Origin of the sequence: Pararhizobium gei (genome assembly GCF_029223885.1) — a bacterium.
GTDB classification, from domain to species: domain Bacteria; phylum Pseudomonadota; class Alphaproteobacteria; order Rhizobiales; family Rhizobiaceae; genus Pararhizobium; species Pararhizobium gei.
In genome coordinates this window covers 2,553,309-2,570,122 of record NZ_CP119409.1, presented here as the reverse complement: position 1 = coordinate 2,570,122, position 16,814 = coordinate 2,553,309, and the positions used below count along the sequence as shown (strand labels likewise).

At 60.6% G+C, this 16,814-nt stretch carries 15 protein-coding genes; 7 read left to right on the top strand and 8 right to left on the bottom strand.

From position 1 onward, the window contains the following. Window positions 1-13: 13 nt before the first annotated feature. From PY308_RS12565 to fumC, 3 genes are all read right to left on the bottom strand, one after another. Window positions 14-655 (bottom strand): L,D-transpeptidase, encoded by a 642-nt coding sequence (locus tag PY308_RS12565; RefSeq protein WP_275782954.1) that lies wholly within the window; start codon window positions 653-655, stop codon window positions 14-16. Between the two features lie 155 nt (window positions 656-810). Beyond that, window positions 811-1,872: a GGDEF domain-containing protein gene (locus PY308_RS12560; protein ID WP_275782952.1), complete on the bottom strand. Its 1,062-nt coding sequence runs from the start codon at window positions 1,870-1,872 to the stop codon at window positions 811-813. Window positions 1,873-2,027: 155 nt separating this feature from the next. Beyond that, window positions 2,028-3,419: a class II fumarate hydratase gene (gene fumC, locus PY308_RS12555; RefSeq protein ID WP_275782950.1), complete on the bottom strand. Its 1,392-nt coding sequence runs from the start codon at window positions 3,417-3,419 to the stop codon at window positions 2,028-2,030. A gap of 39 nt (window positions 3,420-3,458) precedes the next feature. Between fumC and PY308_RS12550 the strand changes: the two genes are divergently transcribed. Together PY308_RS12550 and PY308_RS12545 are read left to right on the top strand one after the other, a co-directional pair. Then, window positions 3,459-3,743 carry a hypothetical protein gene (locus PY308_RS12550; protein ID WP_275782948.1) on the top strand — a complete coding sequence of 95 codons (285 nt, stop codon included), beginning with the start codon at window positions 3,459-3,461 and terminating at the stop codon, window positions 3,741-3,743. 205 nt (window positions 3,744-3,948) lie between these two features. Next, the gene (locus PY308_RS12545; protein WP_275782946.1) at window positions 3,949-5,829 is read left to right on the top strand and encodes a L,D-transpeptidase family protein; all 1,881 of its coding nucleotides are present in this window, start codon (window positions 3,949-3,951) and stop codon (window positions 5,827-5,829) included. Window positions 5,830-5,880: 51 nt separating this feature from the next. Here PY308_RS12545 and PY308_RS12540 read toward each other — a convergent pair whose 3' ends face one another. Then, a complete protein-coding gene (locus PY308_RS12540) occupies window positions 5,881-6,558 on the bottom strand; it encodes an HAD family hydrolase (protein ID WP_275782943.1) in 678 nt (225 codons plus the stop codon). A 234-nt stretch (window positions 6,559-6,792) separates the two neighbouring features. Here PY308_RS12540 and rpiA point away from each other — a divergent pair, with 234 nt between their 5' ends. The 3 genes from rpiA (at window position 6,793) to gor (ending at window position 9,750) form a co-directional block, all read left to right on the top strand. Beyond that, window positions 6,793-7,485 carry a ribose-5-phosphate isomerase RpiA gene (rpiA, locus tag PY308_RS12535; RefSeq protein ID WP_275782940.1) on the top strand — a complete coding sequence of 231 codons (693 nt, stop codon included), beginning with the start codon at window positions 6,793-6,795 and terminating at the stop codon, window positions 7,483-7,485. Between the two features lie 174 nt (window positions 7,486-7,659). Beyond that, a complete protein-coding gene (locus PY308_RS12530; RefSeq protein WP_275782938.1) occupies window positions 7,660-8,211 on the top strand; it encodes a DUF2059 domain-containing protein in 552 nt (183 codons plus the stop codon). Window positions 8,212-8,361: 150 nt separating this feature from the next. Next, complete coding sequence (gene gor, locus PY308_RS12525) at window positions 8,362-9,750, top strand: glutathione-disulfide reductase (protein WP_275782936.1); 1,389 nt, start codon at window positions 8,362-8,364, stop codon at window positions 9,748-9,750. Here gor and PY308_RS12520 read toward each other — a convergent pair. Then, the gene (locus tag PY308_RS12520; protein WP_275782934.1) at window positions 9,728-10,621 is read right to left on the bottom strand and encodes a LysR family transcriptional regulator; all 894 of its coding nucleotides are present in this window, start codon (window positions 10,619-10,621) and stop codon (window positions 9,728-9,730) included. The genes gor and PY308_RS12520 overlap by 23 nt on opposite strands. Before the next feature lie 512 nt (window positions 10,622-11,133). Between PY308_RS12520 and PY308_RS12515 the strand changes: the two genes are divergently transcribed. After that, window positions 11,134-12,507 carry a class II 3-deoxy-7-phosphoheptulonate synthase gene (locus tag PY308_RS12515; protein ID WP_275782931.1) on the top strand — a complete coding sequence of 458 codons (1,374 nt, stop codon included), beginning with the start codon at window positions 11,134-11,136 and terminating at the stop codon, window positions 12,505-12,507. A 113-nt stretch (window positions 12,508-12,620) separates the two neighbouring features. Next, complete coding sequence (locus PY308_RS12510; protein WP_275782930.1) at window positions 12,621-13,019, top strand: GFA family protein; 399 nt, start codon at window positions 12,621-12,623, stop codon at window positions 13,017-13,019. Here PY308_RS12510 and PY308_RS12505 read toward each other — a convergent pair. The 3 genes from PY308_RS12505 to PY308_RS12495 all read right to left on the bottom strand — a co-directional run bounded on the left by PY308_RS12505 (window position 12,995) and on the right by PY308_RS12495 (window position 16,584). Continuing rightward, entirely contained in the window at window positions 12,995-13,927 is a 933-nt protein-coding gene (locus PY308_RS12505) for a hypothetical protein (RefSeq protein ID WP_275782929.1), read from the bottom strand. The two genes, PY308_RS12510 and PY308_RS12505, sit on opposite strands and share 25 nt — an antisense overlap. A gap of 130 nt (window positions 13,928-14,057) precedes the next feature. Beyond that, complete coding sequence (locus PY308_RS12500; protein ID WP_275782927.1) at window positions 14,058-14,609, bottom strand: DUF1003 domain-containing protein; 552 nt, start codon at window positions 14,607-14,609, stop codon at window positions 14,058-14,060. 76 nt (window positions 14,610-14,685) lie between these two features. Further along, a complete protein-coding gene (locus PY308_RS12495) occupies window positions 14,686-16,584 on the bottom strand; it encodes an LTA synthase family protein (protein WP_275791108.1) in 1,899 nt (632 codons plus the stop codon). Window positions 16,585-16,814: the final 230 nt, after the last annotated feature.

Here is a 16,814-nt window from a genome sequence, read left to right as displayed (position 1 = left end):
ATACTCGTCCTGATCAGTCGCGGACGATGACTTTCGTGCCGATGGTGACATTGGCATAGAGATGTTCGACATCTTCGTTGGCCATCCGGATGCAGCCGGACGACATGGCCTTGCCGATCGAGGACGGCTGGTTGGTGCCGTGGATGCGGTAGATGGTTGCGCCCAGATACACGGCGCGGGCGCCGAGCGGATTGTTGATGCCGCCCTTCATGGTGACCGGCAGGATATGGCCCTTTCTGGCCTCACGGACGCGCATCTGCTGCGGCGGGTTCCAGGTCGGCCATTCGGCCTTGCGGCTGACCGTGTTGCTGCCGGTCCAGATGAAGCCGCTGCGGCCGACGCTGACGCCGTAGCGCATTGCAAGGCCATTGCCCAAAACATGGTAGAGGCGGCGATCGGAGTTATCGACGATGATCGTGCCGGGCGCCGCATTCTCGGAAAAGGCAATCAGTTCACGTGGGATCGGCGATGTGCTGATGTCCTTTTGGACGGCCTTCGTCTTTGCCGGCTTACCGTCCGACAAAACCTGCAGCCAGCCGGTCTTGGCGGTCGACGATTGCAGGGATGCTACGTCATAGGCGCCGTTCCTGTCGGCGGCGTTGGCGGCAGGTGCGAGGATGGCTGTTGCGATCAGCGCTGCAAGGATGGTCTTCATGAGAATATCTCCCGGTTGTCATGGGGGAGATGGTCCGGTTCGTCCGGTGGGCTCCCTCTTGTGGAGCCTTTCTAGGCAACCGGGAGCGCTGCCGCTGTTTCCCTGGGAACGGGACGCAAGACGAAAATCGCTGGCGATCCCATGCGGACCGACCGCTATTTACGATAAATGAGCCAGCTGCGACTCGTGTCCTTCTTCATGCCGTCCTCGAACACCATCGAGCGATTGCGGCCGGTGTTCTTGGCGCAATAAAGAGCGATGTCGGCCTTGTTGTAGAGATCGACCGGATCGTCGGCCTGGACAGCCTGACAAAGGCCGATAGACAGCGTGATCGGTCCGTAATTGACACCGGTCTTCGAGTTTTTGAACGGCGTGCCCGACAGCGTGTTGCGGATGCGTTCGGCGAGATGAAAGCTTTCCTCGAAGGTGGTATCGTTGAGGATGATCGCGAATTCCTCGCCGCCGGTACGGGCGACGAAGGCGTCGCGGCGCAGGCTCGTGCGAATGACGGTGCCCACGGTCGCCAGGATCTTGTCGCCGACAGGGTGGCCATAACTGTCGTTGATCTTTTTGAAATGGTCGATATCGGCAACGAGCAGGCTGCTCTGTGCACGCATATGCTCAGAATTGTAGACAGAGGCCAGTTTTTCATCGAAGGCACGGCGATTGGCGAGCCGCGTCAGGGAATCGGTATTGGCAATGCGCTTGTATTCGTCGAGCTCCTGGCGGATCACGTCCATTTCGAAGGACTTGAGCGAGACGCATTCGACGCGTTCCTTGCCCTGCGTCATCGTGTCGGCGGTGGCCTCGGTGAGGATGGTCACGGCCTGGCGCAGAAGCTCGACGCTGGTGGTGCTCTTGCTGGTGATGTGCTGGTAGGTTTCGCCCAGAAGCCGATTGTAGTTTTCGAGCGCAGACTGTTCATCCTGCAGCAATCTCAGGAGATCGCCGAGTTCGCGGGCGAGGTGGCTATGGGCACGATCGACGCCGGCGGCATGGTGGATATGGGCAAAATAGCGCGATGCGATCCCGTCCAGCTCTTCCTGCGTCGCCTTGCTGCCGAGCGCGGCCAGTTCCTTGGTCAGCTTCGGGTTCGAGCCGAGATAGGCCTCGTAGTAAAGCTCGTAATTGCGCGGGAGCGGCGCGATCCCCATGATACGCATCGCATAGGTCACCTGCGCTGCAATATCCGGCACCTTGCTTAACGCCGCTTGCATCGCGGGCTCCCGTTCCGTTGTTTCCATCACCAGTTCTAGGGGTAAAAGATTTTGGAAGACTTAACGTTTTGCAAAATCGAACGGTCGAAGTCGAACGATATACCGCAGGCCCGGATGAGCAAGGCAGCCTTCTGCCGCCTTGCCCGCGCGTCCTGTCAGGAAGGATGGATCATGGTTTCGGGGCGCACCGCGGCGTCGAATTCGGCATCGGTGACATAGCCGCCGCCAACGGCTTCCTCGCGCAAGGTCGTGCCGTTCTTGTGGGCGGTCTTGGCGATCTTGGCGGCATTGTCGTAGCCGATCTTCGGGGCGAGCGCCGTCACCAGCATCAGCGAGCGATCGAGTGCCGCCTTGATATTGTCTTCCCGCGCCTCGATGCCGACGACGCAGTTGTCGGTGAAGGAAACCGCCGCGTCGCCCAGCAGTTGCACCGACTGCAGGAAATTATAGGCCATCAGCGGATTGTAGACGTTGAGTTCGAAATGGCCCTGGCTGCCGGCGAAGGTGAGGGCGGCATTGTTGCCGAAAACCTGAACGCAGACCTGGGTCAGCGCTTCGCACTGGGTGGGGTTCACCTTGCCGGGCATGATGGACGAGCCGGGCTCGTTTTCCGGCAGGGACAGTTCGCCGAGGCCGGAGCGGGGTCCGGAGCCGAGCAGGCGGATATCGTTGGCGATCTTGAACAAGGCGGCGGCGGCCGAATTGATCGCGCCGTGACTGAAGACCATGGAATCATGGGCTGCCAGCGCCTCGAACTTGTTCGGGGCGGTCACGAAGGCGATGCCTGTGATCCCGGCAATCTCTTCGGCAACCTTTTCTGCAAAGCCAATCGGCGCATTGAGGCCGGTGCCGACGGCCGTGCCGCCCTGCGCAAGTTCGCACAGGCCGGGCAGCGTCATTTCGATGCGCTTGATCGAGGAGGCGACCTGCGCGGCATAGCCTGAAAATTCCTGGCCGAGCGTCAGCGGCGTGGCGTCCTGCGTATGGGTCCGGCCGATCTTGATGATGTGGTCGAAGGCTTTCACCTTGGCTTCCAGCGCGACGTGCAGATGCTTCAAAGCCGGCAGGAGATGGTGGACGACCTGTTCGGCGCAGGCGATGTGCATGGCCGTCGGGTAGGTGTCGTTGGACGACTGACTCATGTTCACGTGGTCGTTCGGATGCACGGGCTTTTTCGAGCCCATGACGCCGCCGAGCATTTCGATCGCGCGATTGGAGATGACCTCGTTGGCGTTCATGTTCGACTGCGTGCCGGAACCTGTCTGCCAGACGACGAGCGGGAAGTGGTCGTCGAGCTTGCCGTCGATGACCTCCTGGGCCGCAGCGACGATGGCGTTGCCGACTTGGGGGTCGAGACCCTGCAGCTCCATGTTGACGCGGGCGGCGGCCTGTTTGACGATACCCAGCGCACGCACGATGGACAGCGGCTGCTTTTCCCAGCCGATCTTGAAATTGCCGAGGGATCGCTGGGCCTGCGCGCCCCAGTAGCGGTCGCTGGCGACTTCGATCGGGCCGAACGTATCTGTTTCCGTGCGTGTTGCTGTCATCGCAATCCTGCTTTCGTCACGCGGCATGGAAAACCGCAGATGGATATTGCGGCCTTCGAACCGGTGGCCAAGCCGTTGATACGGTTCTCTCTGGCCCAGTTGCGCGGTGCTTGTAAAGAGGGCGGCTGGGCAGGCAGCATGCTACAATCGTTTAAAATACCGGTGATGGGCTGCACTGCCTCCAGAGGTCGCGGGAAGGAGATTTTGCAAGGCCCTCGACGGCCCGGTTGTGCCTTTTGTGACACATCATGCGTCATTGTTTTTTCGGTTGTGCGCTTGAATTTTCGACAGGTGCAGGTTTTTTCGGTGGGTGGAAAAAAATAACGAGGGAAATCAAATTTTTCACCGGCCTCAACCGTATGATTTCGCAGATATGCTTGCTCGTTGGCAAGCTTGGGAGCGGTTAAGGCGGGGCGGGCGTTTGCTTTTCATTCACCATCCTTTCTTATAAGGACAAGAGTTCGATGACATGATGGGCATCGGGCGCGGACTGCTTCGGCGGCAAGGCGATACGAGGACGTGTGAGCATATGAAATTGATGAAAACTGCAGCGATCATGACGCTCTTGGCCGGATGCGCGATCACGTCTTTCGGTGTGCAGCAGGCGGAAGCGCTGACATTGATGGATTACTTCCGCAAAAAACGGGAGCCGGTTTTCGAAGAGCTGCAGGAAATGCCCCGCGCCAGCGTGCCGCAGGCTACCGTACAGCAGAAGCCGAAAGCGCTACCCAGGGTTTCCTCGCCGCAATACTACACCTACAAGGCAGAGCCGCTGCGCCGCATCGCGACAGAAAAGCTTGCCGATCCGGTGGTCACGGGATCCGTGACTGCAACGGCGACAATGCCGGCCATCCCGGTGTCATTTGGCGGTGCCCGTCAGTTCCTTCCCGAAGTCTCCGCCACCGCGACCGGCAATGTCGCAGCGGCGGTCGAGGCATTTTATCAGGGGCGTGACCGCTTTATCTGGGTGGAAGGCGACGCGCCGAATGCGGCAGCCCGTGCGGCGCTTGGTGTGCTGGCGCAGGCCGAAAGCGTCGGTCTCGACCCGCAGGATTACAGCGTGGCCGTTCCGGACTTGACCGGCAACGGGAACGATCCCGTCGCGCGCGTAAAAGCGCTGCTCGACTTCGAAATCCGCATGTCGGCGGCGGTGCTGACCTATGTGCAGGACACGGTGCGCGGCCGGATCGATCCGAACAAGATTTCCGGTTATCACGACTTCAAACGCAAGCCGGTCAACCTCGCCGGCAAGATGACGGCGATTGCGCTGAGCCACGATGTTGCCGCCTATCTCAAGGCGCAGAGTCCCTCGAGCCCCGCGTTCCTGGCGCTGCAGCGCGAGTTCCAGACACTGCAGGCAAAGACCGGCGAGGCTCCGCGCATCGTCATTGCGCCGGGCACGCTGCTGAAGCCGGGTATCGCCAATCCGGAGCTTGCCAATATCATCGCGGCCGTTCGCGAGAAGGGCTCCGAGGCGCTGAAAGCCGAACATGCGGCGACGCTTGCGGCCTATCAGGGCACGCCGGATTACACGCCGGACCTGGTGGCGCTGGTCGAAGGCTTCCAGAAGGAGAACGGGCTGAAGCCCGACGGGGTTGTCGGCAAGGCGTCGATCCGGATACTGACGGGTGGCGACACGACCCAGAGCAAGATCGAGAAGCTCCGCGTTGCGATGGAGCAGGCGCGCTGGCTGCCGGCCGACCTTGGCGATCGCTACGTCTTCATCAACCAGCCGGCCTTCATGGTCTATTATCACGAGCAGGGTGCCGAGCAGTTCTCGATGCGCGTCGTGGTCGGCTCGAAATCGAACCAGACCTATTTCTTCGAGGACGAGATCCAGACCGTGGAATTCAACCCCTATTGGGGCGTGCCGCAGTCCATCATCATCAACGAAATGCTGCCGAAGCTGAGGCGTGACCCGGGCTATCTCGACCGGCTTGGCTATCAGGTCGAAGTCGGCGGCCGGCCGGTTTCCTCCTATGACGTGAACTGGGGCGGCTCGACCAAGGGCGTGGCCGTGCGCCAGCCGCCGAGCAGCGACAATGCGCTGGGCGAACTGAAGATCCTGTTTCCCAACAGCCATGCGATCTACATGCATGACACCCCTTCGAAGAGCTTCTTCAAAAAGGATCAGCGGGCGCTCAGCCATGGCTGCGTCCGCCTTGCCGATCCGCGCAGGATGGCAGCGGCGGTGCTCGGAACGACCGTCGAGGACGTCGCAAAGCAGATCGCCGACGGCCGCAACAAGGGTGTCTCGGTGAAGGAGAAAATCCCGGTTTACGTCGCCTATTTCACGGCCTGGCCGAACAAGGACGGCGTGATTGAATATTTCGACGATGTCTACGAGCGCGACATGTATATGGGCCGGGCATTCGAGGCGACGCGGGCCGCGCGGCGCGCCGAAGGCTGAGCGTTCGTCTCAGGTTTGATTGTGTTGAAGGCGGCGTCGGTGCCGCCTTTTTCATGGCCTCGTTATGAGCTGTTCGATCAGGTCCGGCGTCAGTTCGCTGAAATGGCTGATGATGCGATCGGGCGACAGGCTTTCCACAGGCACGTCCGAATAGCCGAAGGGCACGCCGATCGACCTGACGTTGGCATTGCGCGCCACCAGGATGTCGTTGAGACTGTCGCCGATCATGACCGATTTTTCCGGCGCGCCGCCGGCGAGCCTGATCGTCGAGAGAAGATGTTCGGCATCCGGTTTGCGGACGGAAAATGTGTCGCCGCCGGTGATGGCAGCGAAATGTCCGGTCAGTCCCAGGCTGTCGAGCAGCGTCCTGGCCAGACTTTCGAGTTTGTTTGTGCAGACGGCGAGTGTGTAGCCGGCCCCGGCGAGGCGCTCCATCGCCGCCACGACGCCGGGATAGGGGGCTGAGCCTCCAGGCATGGATCCCTGGTAGAAATCGATGAATTCGCGCATCTGCCATTCGAGGTCGACGGCGTCGAGAGACTTGCCGCGCAAGGCGAAAGTGCGCTCGATCATGGCTTTGGCGCCATGCCCGACGAGATGGGTGAGGTCGTCATAGGTGACGGGATCAAGGCCTGCCTGGGTGACGGCATGGTTAAGGCTGGCCACCAGATCCGGTGCGGTATCGACCAGAGTGCCATCAAGATCAAAGACAACGACGGAATCGGACACGAAAAATCTCTCTGGCACTGGATTGCAGTCGTCCGGGTAGGGGAAGGCGCAGAAAAAAGCAATCGTGACTTTTTTCGCCGAAAAGGCCTCGTTCCCGCGGACAGGGCGAGGTTTTGCGCGTCATGTTTCCAATGGGGCTTTCGTTTGCTGCGGCAGATGTGTAAACGTCTGCGCGAAAGGCGGACCGGTCGCGTGCGACGGGTCGTCGGATAATTGTCAGGGAGAGCGTGGCGCATGGACGCCCGTGAAATGAAGATCAAGGCCGCGGCGGTGGCGCTCGACTATGTCGAAGACGGCATGCGGCTCGGCATAGGGACAGGTTCGACGGCCGAGGAATTCGTCCGGCTGCTTGCCGAAAAGGTTGCGGCCGGCCTGCGTGTCCAAGGCGTGCCGACATCGGAACGCACCGCGCGGCTCTGCCTCGACCTCGGCATTCCCCTGAAATCGCTGGACGAACTGCCTGAACTGGACCTGACCATCGATGGGGCCGACGAGGTGGACGCTTCGTTGCGTCTGATCAAGGGCGGGGGCGGGGCGCTTCTGCGCGAGAAGATCGTGGCCTGCGCTTCGTCGCGGATGATCGTGATCGCCGACGAGACAAAGGTTGTCGGGACGCTTGGTGCGTTCAAGCTGCCGATCGAGGTCAATCCGTTCGGTCTGACGGCGACACGGATCGCGGTCGAGAAGCTTGCCGCCCGCCTGGGGCTTTCGGGAGGGATTGCGGTGCGGTCATCGGATGACGGCCCATTCATGACGGACGGAGGTCATTTGATTCTGGATGCATCTTTTGGCCGTATTCCTGATGCAGATGCCCTTTCATGCGAACTGAACGCCATTCCCGGCGTGGTCGAGCATGGGCTGTTTATCAATATCGCATCGCTTGCGATCATCGCCGGCCCGGCAGGCGCAAGGGTCATGACGAAATAAGACCATTCTCCGGACGGCTTTGCCGTTCTGCAGGCTGGCGAAACGATCATCACGGCGTTACAACCGGGCTGAGGGCCTTACCGGTGGTAGCGTCTTGGACATTGGACCATATGCAGGCCCGTCAGGCGCGAAAAGCCGGTGAGGCCGGCGTCAACTGACAGGAGCATTTCGGATATGATCAATTTTGCAGGTCTCGGCCGCACAGTGGCGGCAAGCGCGATTCTGCTTTCGACCGTCATGATTCCCGCGTTGCAGGCTCAGGACGTGTCGGACGAGCAGCTGAAGGCAGCCCGTGCCGCGATCGCCGCGGTCGGTGCAACCAATAATTTCGACAATATCCTGCCCAATCTCGCCGAGCGTCTGAAGACGACGCTGATCCAGTCATCCCCGAACCACGAGGACCTGATCAGCACGACGATCGATGCCAAGGCGCTGGAGCTTGCGGCACGTCGTTCGGATCTGGAGCGGGAAGCCGCGACCATCTACGCCAAGACCTTTACCGTCGAGCAGCTCAATGCGATCTCGACCTTCTACAATTCCGATGCCGGCAAGAAGCTCCTGAACGACGGACCGATCGCATCGCGCGAAATGCTCAAGGCAGCCGACATCTGGGCCGCAGGTATTTCCCGCGATTTGAACGCGGCGGCAAGCAAGGAACTGAATGCGACCCTGACCGCCGGCCAGCAGCCGGTTCCCGGCACCGTCACGGAAACGCCGGCGCAGTAAAGCGCCGCCGGCGACATCGGAACGAATCGAGAGCCCGGATCATTCCGGGCTTTTCATTTGGCGGCAACCGACACTATATCAGCGGCAGATGGCGGGACACCTCTCCCGCCATCCCGTCTTTTCTCCCAATGCCCATTCCGGAGTTTCAGCATGGCTTCTTTCGATTATGACCTCTTCGTCATCGGCGGCGGGTCCGGCGGCGTGCGCAGCGCGCGCGTTGCGGCGTCCCTGGGCAAGAAGGTGGCCGTGGCGGAGGAATATCGCTACGGCGGCACCTGCGTGATCCGGGGATGTGTGCCGAAAAAGCTTTATGTCTACGCCTCCCAGTTTCCGGAGCATTTTGAAGATGCCGAAGGATTTGGGTGGAGTGTTGGCGAGCGCAGCTTCGACTGGAAGGCGCTGGTTGCGGCCAAGGAAAAGGAGATCACCCGTCTGGAGGGGCTTTATCAGAAGGGGCTTGCCAATGCCGGGGTCGAGATTCTCAATACGCGGGCCGAACTGACCGGGCCGAACAGCATTCGCCTCGTTGCCAGCGGCAAGACGGTGACGGCCGAGCGCATCGTGATCGCCGTCGGCGGGCATCCGACGCCGCATGAGGCACTGCCCGGCCATGAGCTTTGCATCACCTCGAACGAGGCTTTCGATCTGCCGGAACTGCCAAAGTCAATCATCATTGCCGGCGGCGGCTATATCGCGGTGGAATTCGCCAATATCTTCCACGGCCTGGGCGTCGAGACGACGTTGATCTACCGCGGACGGGAAATTCTATCGCGTTTCGACCAGGACATGCGCCGAGGCCTGCATGCAGCGATGGAACACAAGGGCATCCGCATCCTGTGCGAGGACCTGTTCCAGTCAATCACCAGAACGGCGGACGGCCGGCTGGCGGCGGAAACGCTGAAACATGGTCTCCTTGAGGCAGACCAGATCATGCTGGCGCTCGGCCGCGTGCCGAACACCCGTGGACTGGGACTGGAGGCGGCGGGTGTTACCGTCGACGAGCGCGGCGCGATTGTGGTCGACGCCTTTTCGCGCACCAGCGCGCCGGGCATCTACGCGCTCGGCGACGTGACGGATCGGGTGCAACTGACACCCGTCGCGATCCACGAAGCGATGTGCTTCATCGAGACAGAATACAAGCACAATCCCGTTTCTCCGGATCACGACCTGATCGCAACCGCAGTCTTCTCGCAGCCCGAGATCGGCACGGTTGGTCTCTCCGAGGAAGAGGCCGCCAAGAAGCATGACGAGATCGAGATCTACCGGGCGGAATTCCGGCCGATGAAGGCGACGCTGTCTGGTCGCAGCGAAAAGACCATCATGAAGCTGATCGTCAACGCTGCCGATCGCAAGGTCATCGGCGCCCATATTCTCGGGCACGAGGCAGGTGAAATGGCGCAGTTGCTGGGTATCACCCTGAAGGCCGGCTGCACGAAGGATGATTTCGACCGGACCATGGCGGTGCATCCGACAGCGTCCGAAGAACTGGTGACCATGTATACGCCGACTTACCGCATCAGGAACGGCGAGCGTCTGTAGCGGCGAGAGATGGGCGGTCGCCAGAAAACAGGTCCTCGTTGCGTCTTAGGAGGTCAGCGAGCCGGTCCATCGTCAGCCGCACCTCGGGCAGTTGGCGATCGTCGTCGTTGACGGCAAGCCACAGTGGATGCGCAAGCTCATCGATCGGAACACCGTCGCGTTTGAGCGACGGCACGGCGTCGCCCATGAACGTCGGCAGGACACCACGGCCCGCGCCGGCCGAGAGAAGGTGAGGGAGCAATTCAGGCGCATTGGTCCATGTGTGTATTTCGGGCTCGTGGTTGCGGAATACCCATGTTTCCGCTGGCGCATTTGCCACCTCCGTGCCGATCGAGACCCAGGGAAGCTCGTCTTCGATCCCATCGTCTGCGGCCCGGTAGGTGCAGTAGGCGACGGATACGGATTTCCGAACGGCAAAATTGCCATTGGCGGGCCGCGCCGACAGCATCCCGATCATACCACGCCGGAAGGTGAGATCCTCCTCGGGGAGCAGAAGCTTGCAGCAGAGACGGAACCTGTCCTGCCTGTTGCGCAACGCACCCGCATGCCGTGCCACGAACCCCGTCGTCCAGATCTGGCCGCCGATCGAGACGATCGGCAGCGAGAACGCATCGCCATGCCACCGGCTGATATCGGACACGGTCTTGCGCATCGACTGGACGTGATCGAACAGCACAAGGCCGTCGGGTGCGAGGCGGTAACCCTGTTGACTGCGGATAAACAAGGTCCGGCCCATGGTGCGCTCCAGAGCCAGCATTCGCCGCCCGATCGTCGGCGGGCTGATGCCCGTCAGGGCCGCGGCCCCCGCAAGGCCGCCCTCCGACGCAACTTGAAAGAACAATTTCAGATCGTCCCAATCGACTTCGTTCACGCGGCGGCTCCCTTTGACCCCATCATAATTGAAAGATCGACCTTTCGCATCGACTACGGATGAAAGACGCGTTTCATCCATAGCTCTACGACGGAACGGCAATGGCGCTTATCTGCAGTGCACGTCCTCAAGAGAAGGAGTGCAGATGATGAGCCTGGAATGGATCATGGCTATGCCGACGAGCAAAGGCCGAAGTGCCGTCAGACGAAGTGCCGTCAGACACGGGGAAAAGAGTTTTGCCGATCCGCTGGAGTCGCCGGAGTGGGATGGTCTGATCGGGGTGTCGATCTGGTTCGCGGGCCTTCTGCATCGGCCTGGATCGCCGAAGGGAAAGAAGAGGCATGCAAAGGCTGCCGCGCAACCGCGGATGAGCCTGCGGTTGCCTGTGCATCGGTGAGTTCCCTGCTCGGCGCCGTGCGACTATACAAGCCTGCCGACAAGGTCTATAAGCCCAGCACTTTTGAGGCAGGTGCGTCCGGCTTTCACGGCCGGCCGATGAACAGGTGAGTATGATGGCACAGAATTGGACACCCAGCAGCTGGCGGCACAAGCCCATCCAGCAGGTTCCGGACTATCCGGATCTGGCGGCGCTGAGCGCGACCGAAGCGCAGCTTGCGACCTTCCCGCCGCTGGTGTTTGCCGGTGAGGCGCGCCGTCTGAAGAGCCAGCTTGCCAAGGTTTCCGAGGGCAAGGGCTTCCTGCTGCAGGGCGGCGATTGCGCCGAGAGCTTTGCCGAGCACGGTGCCGACACGATCCGCGACTTCTTCCGCGCCTTCCTGCAGATGGCCGTCGTTCTCACCTTTGGCGCGCAGCAGCCGGTCGTCAAGGTCGGTCGCATCGCCGGTCAGTTCGCCAAGCCGCGTTCCTCGAATATCGAGAAGCAGGGCGAGGTGGAACTGCCCAGCTATCGCGGCGACATCATCAACGGCATCGAATTCAACGACAAGGCCCGCATTCCGGACCCGGAACGCCAGGTCATGGCCTACCGCCAGTCAGCTGCGACGCTGAACCTGTTGCGCGCTTTCGCGATGGGCGGCTATGCCAATCTCGACAACGTGCACCAGTGGATGCTCGGCTTCGTCAAGGATAGCCCGCAGGCCGAGCGTTACCGCAAGCTCGCCGACCGGATTTCCGAGACGATGGATTTCATGAAGGCGATCGGGATCACGCCGGAGACCAATCCCAACCTGCGCGAGACCGATTTCTTCACCAGTCATGAGGCGCTTCTGCTCGGTTACGAGCAGGCGCTGACGCGGGTTGATTCGACGTCCGGCGACTGGTATGCGACCTCCGGCCACATGATCTGGATCGGCGACCGCACACGTCAGGCCGACCATGCCCATATCGAATATTGCCGCGGTATCAAGAACCCGCTTGGCCTGAAATGCGGACCGTCTCTGACAGGTGACGGCCTGATCGAACTGATCGACCTGCTCAACCCGCAGAACGAGGCCGGCCGCCTGACGCTGATCTGCCGCTTCGGTCACGACAAGGTTGCCGAGCATCTGCCGCGTCTCATCCGGGCTGTCGAGAAGGAAGGCCGCAAGGTCGTCTGGTCCTGCGATCCGATGCATGGCAACACGATCACGCTCAACCACTACAAGACCCGCCCGTTCGAGCGGATCCTGTCGGAAGTCGAGAGCTTCTTCCAGATCCACCGCGCCGAAGGCACGCATCCGGGTGGTATCCACATCGAGATGACCGGCAACGACGTGACGGAATGCACGGGCGGCGCCCGGGCCTTGTCCGGCGCCGACCTTGCCGATCGCTACCACACCCATTGCGATCCGCGCCTCAACGCCGATCAGGCGTTGGAGCTGGCCTTCCTGCTTGCCGAGCGTATGAAGGGCGGACGCGACGAGAAGCGCATGGTCGTCAATGGCTGATCAGCGGCGCTGATCCACGCTTGAGGCGATTGCATTTGACGGAGCCGGGCCACTTATCTCATGGTGGCCCGGCTTTTTCGTGCCCGATGATGGCAAAGCCAGATGGAGCCTCGATGACTGACATGCATACCGGATCGTGCAATTGCGGCGCTGTGCGATTCTCGACGCGCGGCGTGTTGCGGGAGGTCGTTGCCTGTCATTGCTCCCAGTGCCGACGGCAGACCGGCCTCTACTATGCCGCGACCAATGTTCTCGACCGCGATCTGGAAGTTACCGGAGCCGGCAATGTCACATGGTACCGGTCAAGCCCGGAAGCGCAGCGCGGGTTTTGCAGAACCTGCGGCTCGGCGTTGTTCTGGAAGATGGATGGGCAAGACTATACCTCGATCATGGCAGGCGTCTTCGACCTGCCGACTGGCCTTGCGATCGGTCGCCACATATTCTGCGCCGACAAGGGTGATTTCTATGCGATCGAGGACGGGCTGCCTCAGTTTGCGCAATCGGACCTCTGACCCTCGATTGCTGCCAGCGCTTCGTGAAAGGCGTGATCGAGCGCGCTGAACTTGACCGATTGCCAGCGCTTGTAATCCTCGATGAAGCTTTCCGTCGCCCAAAAGCTCCTGCCGCGCGTGCTCTTTTCATTGCCGCCGAGATGGCCGAGTTCCAGCGCACGCGAGAACAGGCGACGGATATGGGTGGGCGACAGGGAGTAATGGCTGGACAGCTCTGAAAAGTGCAGATCGCCGATGCTGTAGCGACCCTTTGCGGGCGCAAGGTGGGTGATGCGCGAGACGAGATCGTCGAGGATCATGCCGCCATATTCGGTCCAGACAAAGCAGGAAACGCTCGGCGGCGGCTCGCGCCACGAACTGTCGGCGATCAGCTTTCGAGCGGCACTCGGTTGGGCATAGGAAAATATCGCGGGATTGGCCTCCAATCTTGAGACGCGGCCGCCGTCGTCCAACAAATCCAGGCTGTGCATCTGGCCGCGAAACCAGAGCTTCATCGCTTCGTGGCCGGTCTCCGTCGGCTCCAGCGGCCGGCTGCGACCGCTTGGTAGTCCCGGTATATCGCGGACCAGCTTGTAGGCAAGCAGTTCGGCAAGGAAGGCGGTTGTCGTGTTGCGGCTGGCTGCGCCGTATTGCGAAATCCAGTCGAGCAGTCGCGACGCCGTGATGCCGGACGAAGGGTCGGCGGGGTCGCGCTGGAGATGGAGTGCATAGGTGGCCTGCGTGAGAAGCCACTTCTGTTGGGCGGAAGTCAGCCGCGCAACGCGCGGGAAAAGATCGAATATCCCGATCATGTGCCGCGCGTGCACCTGCAGAACCGCAAGCAATTCCGGATTTGCCAAAACGGTCGCGACGTCCATCGGGGAGCCGGGCTGCGTATTGTTGATCAGAATTCTTAGCTTGCCTGTCATGCGTTCAGTCACTGCCAGCGGTCTGAGTCGAGAAGAATGTCAGACAATGACCATAGTTGAAGAGGTTTAAAAAATAAGGTTCAGTAAGTGGCGGTGCAAGTTACGGACGTGGTCGTCGCGCACTTCGGATTCAAGTCCCGGACGGGCCGGAATTCCGTTCGCGTTCCAACTGGGCGTGCAGCCTGCGGACGTCGTCGCGCAGTTCGGCGATCTCGCGCAAGAGCACCGTATCGATCTTGTTGTGGAGCGAAATCAATTCGACCTCCGACTTCAGATTGACCTCATAGTCCTTTGCAGCATCAAAACGGTCCTTCGTCGCCTGCCGGTTCTGGGACATCATGATGATCGGCGCCTGAAGGGCCGCGATCATCGACAAAAGCAGATTGAGGAAGATGAACGGGTATGGATCGAATGCCGTGCGGGAGAGAAGGATCGTATTGGCCGTGGTCCAAACGGCAAGAAAGGTCAGGAAGGCTATGATGAAGCCCCAGGATCCGCCGACGCGGGCGATGCTGTCTGCCAGCCGATCGCCGACGCCCTGATTTGCCACGAAAGCCGCATTCGTATCCTGGGAAAGTGTCTTTCGCTCCTTGCTGCGGTGAAGCACAAGCCGCTCGACGGCACCGAGTTCGCCGCTGGGCTTGCCGAAAAGAATATGGGAGATTTCATCGAGATGCGGCATGGGCTGGCTCCGGCTGACAATGCCGGGCTGTTCTATCCCAAGCCGACGCATTGCGGAAATGCCAATACAGACGGTTTCACAGCGCTCCGGCAAAAAGATCGGCATGCGACTGGAAAAACCGCTCTGTGCCGAACCGTTCTCCGAACATCATGTCATGCTGCAGGAACCGGTAGTCGCGGATGAGGGCCGGCGTCGTCTTCTGCCGCGACCAGGAGGGCGTTTCCTTACCGGCGGCGTCGATCAGCATGAAGCGGTCGATGACCGGATATTTCTGGAAGACGTTGCCGAGAAAGCCCGTGTAGTAGGGATGCTCGAAGCCGCCCTGCTTGAGGATCTGGTAGGAGAGGAAAGCCGGGCTGATCGTGCCGATATCCTTCACGGGACCGGTCCTGTTGGACCAGACGACAAGCGGCGTCTCATGCTGGGCTTTCATCTGCTCCATCGGACCTTTGCGCGACGCGGTGACGTCGTTCATGAAACCGGTGTTAGGATAGACGGTGTTAAGCGGCGGCAGGTGATCGCCAAAAAGCACGATGATCGTTTCGCGGTCACGCTCCCTGGCCCAGTCCATGAGCATCTTCAGGCTGTCATCGGCTTCCTTGATGCCCTGCGCATAGGTTGCAAGAACCTGACGGTCGGCTTCCGGCAGGTTGCCCTCTACCTTGATCGTGTTCTTCGCGTAGCGGTTGGCTTCGTAAGGACCATGGCCCTGCAGCGTCACTGTGAAGAAGAAGAAGGGATCGCGCAACTGGTCGGCCTGATGGATGATCTCCTTTGTCAGCGATTCGTCCGATGCGAAAATGCCGCGCTTCTGCATGACGGGCATGTTCTCTTCCGACTTGAACTGCTCGAAGCCGAACGCCTTGTAGACGGCGCTGCGGTTCCAGAACCAGCGCTGGAAGGGATGCACGGCACGCGCCACATAGCCTTCGCCGCGGAAGAAGGTGGCGAGCGAAGGGATCGGGTTGCGGATATATTGCTGATAGGGGATGCTGCCATAGGGCAGGAAAGCGTTCGAGAAACCGGTCAGGGCTTCGAATTCGACATTCGCGGTCATGCCGCCGAACTCGGGCGAGAAGACGTTGCCGGATTGCATCTCACGGATCGTCGGCATCGGATCGGGCGACAGCTTGACGTTGGGCAGGCGGGTCGGATCCCAGAAGGATTCGCTCATCAGCACGATGACATCAGGCTTGCCACGATGGGTTGTCCCCGCGGGGACGGGCTCGGTCGGGATCTTGTCGATCGCGTCGGACATATAGCCTGTCGGAGCCGTGATATTGGCCATCGGCAGGTTCAGCGCGAATGCCATGATGAAGCCGTTATGGCGATAGTTTTCGGTCTGATCCCACATGATGGGGATGACGCGAAGCCGATCCCGCACCCAAGAGAAGGTGTTGTAGTCCATCATGTGGTAAAAGGAGGCGAGCAGCGGTAGCGCCACGACAAGCCGTGTCAGTCGCTGCCGGCGGCTCATGAGGGGAAAGCGGCGCCACGCAAAGCGCAGCAGCCAGGCAAGCGTGAGGACGGAGGCGACGAGACCGACCGCCATGCCAACGGCTGTCCAGGGGCGATCGCGTACCAGGGCCGGCATGAGTTCCATGATCTGGCGGCCAAACAGAAAGTCGGTGGGATAGAGCGGATCTGACAGAAAAATCTGCTTCTGACGGCTGATCAACGCCGGGACGAGCGCCAGCGGCGCAACGAGAATGGCGCCGTAGTTCTCGCGCCCAAATGCGGCATCAAGCGCAAGGAACAGCAGGAAGAACACGCCCACGGTCGTCCAGCCTGGACGCATGGGATCGAGAAAATAGGCCAAGGCTTCCGGCGCCGAATCCCGTGTCATCCACTCTACGGAAAAAATCAACAGGATCGACAGGATGAGCGACACAGAGAGGCGGCCGGCAATCGATATGGTCTTGCTGCCGCGAACACCGATATCGGCCAGCGGGCGATCGGTGGCTGTGACGGCCATCACCGGCGATTCAAAACTGGCCAAGGCCATCTCCAAATTTTACAAAACTGTCGTCCTAGTGTCATACAGATGTCATCTTGAATGGAAGATGAATGAGCCGGATAAGGGTTTTCCCCCGCTTTTTTGTTTGGTTCGTGAAAGAAGGAAGCCGAAGCGCGATGCTGCGTGGCAGCGCGTTGGAAATATCCGGGCAGGGCAAGATTTTTTGCCGTCTGCAGGCACGGACATGA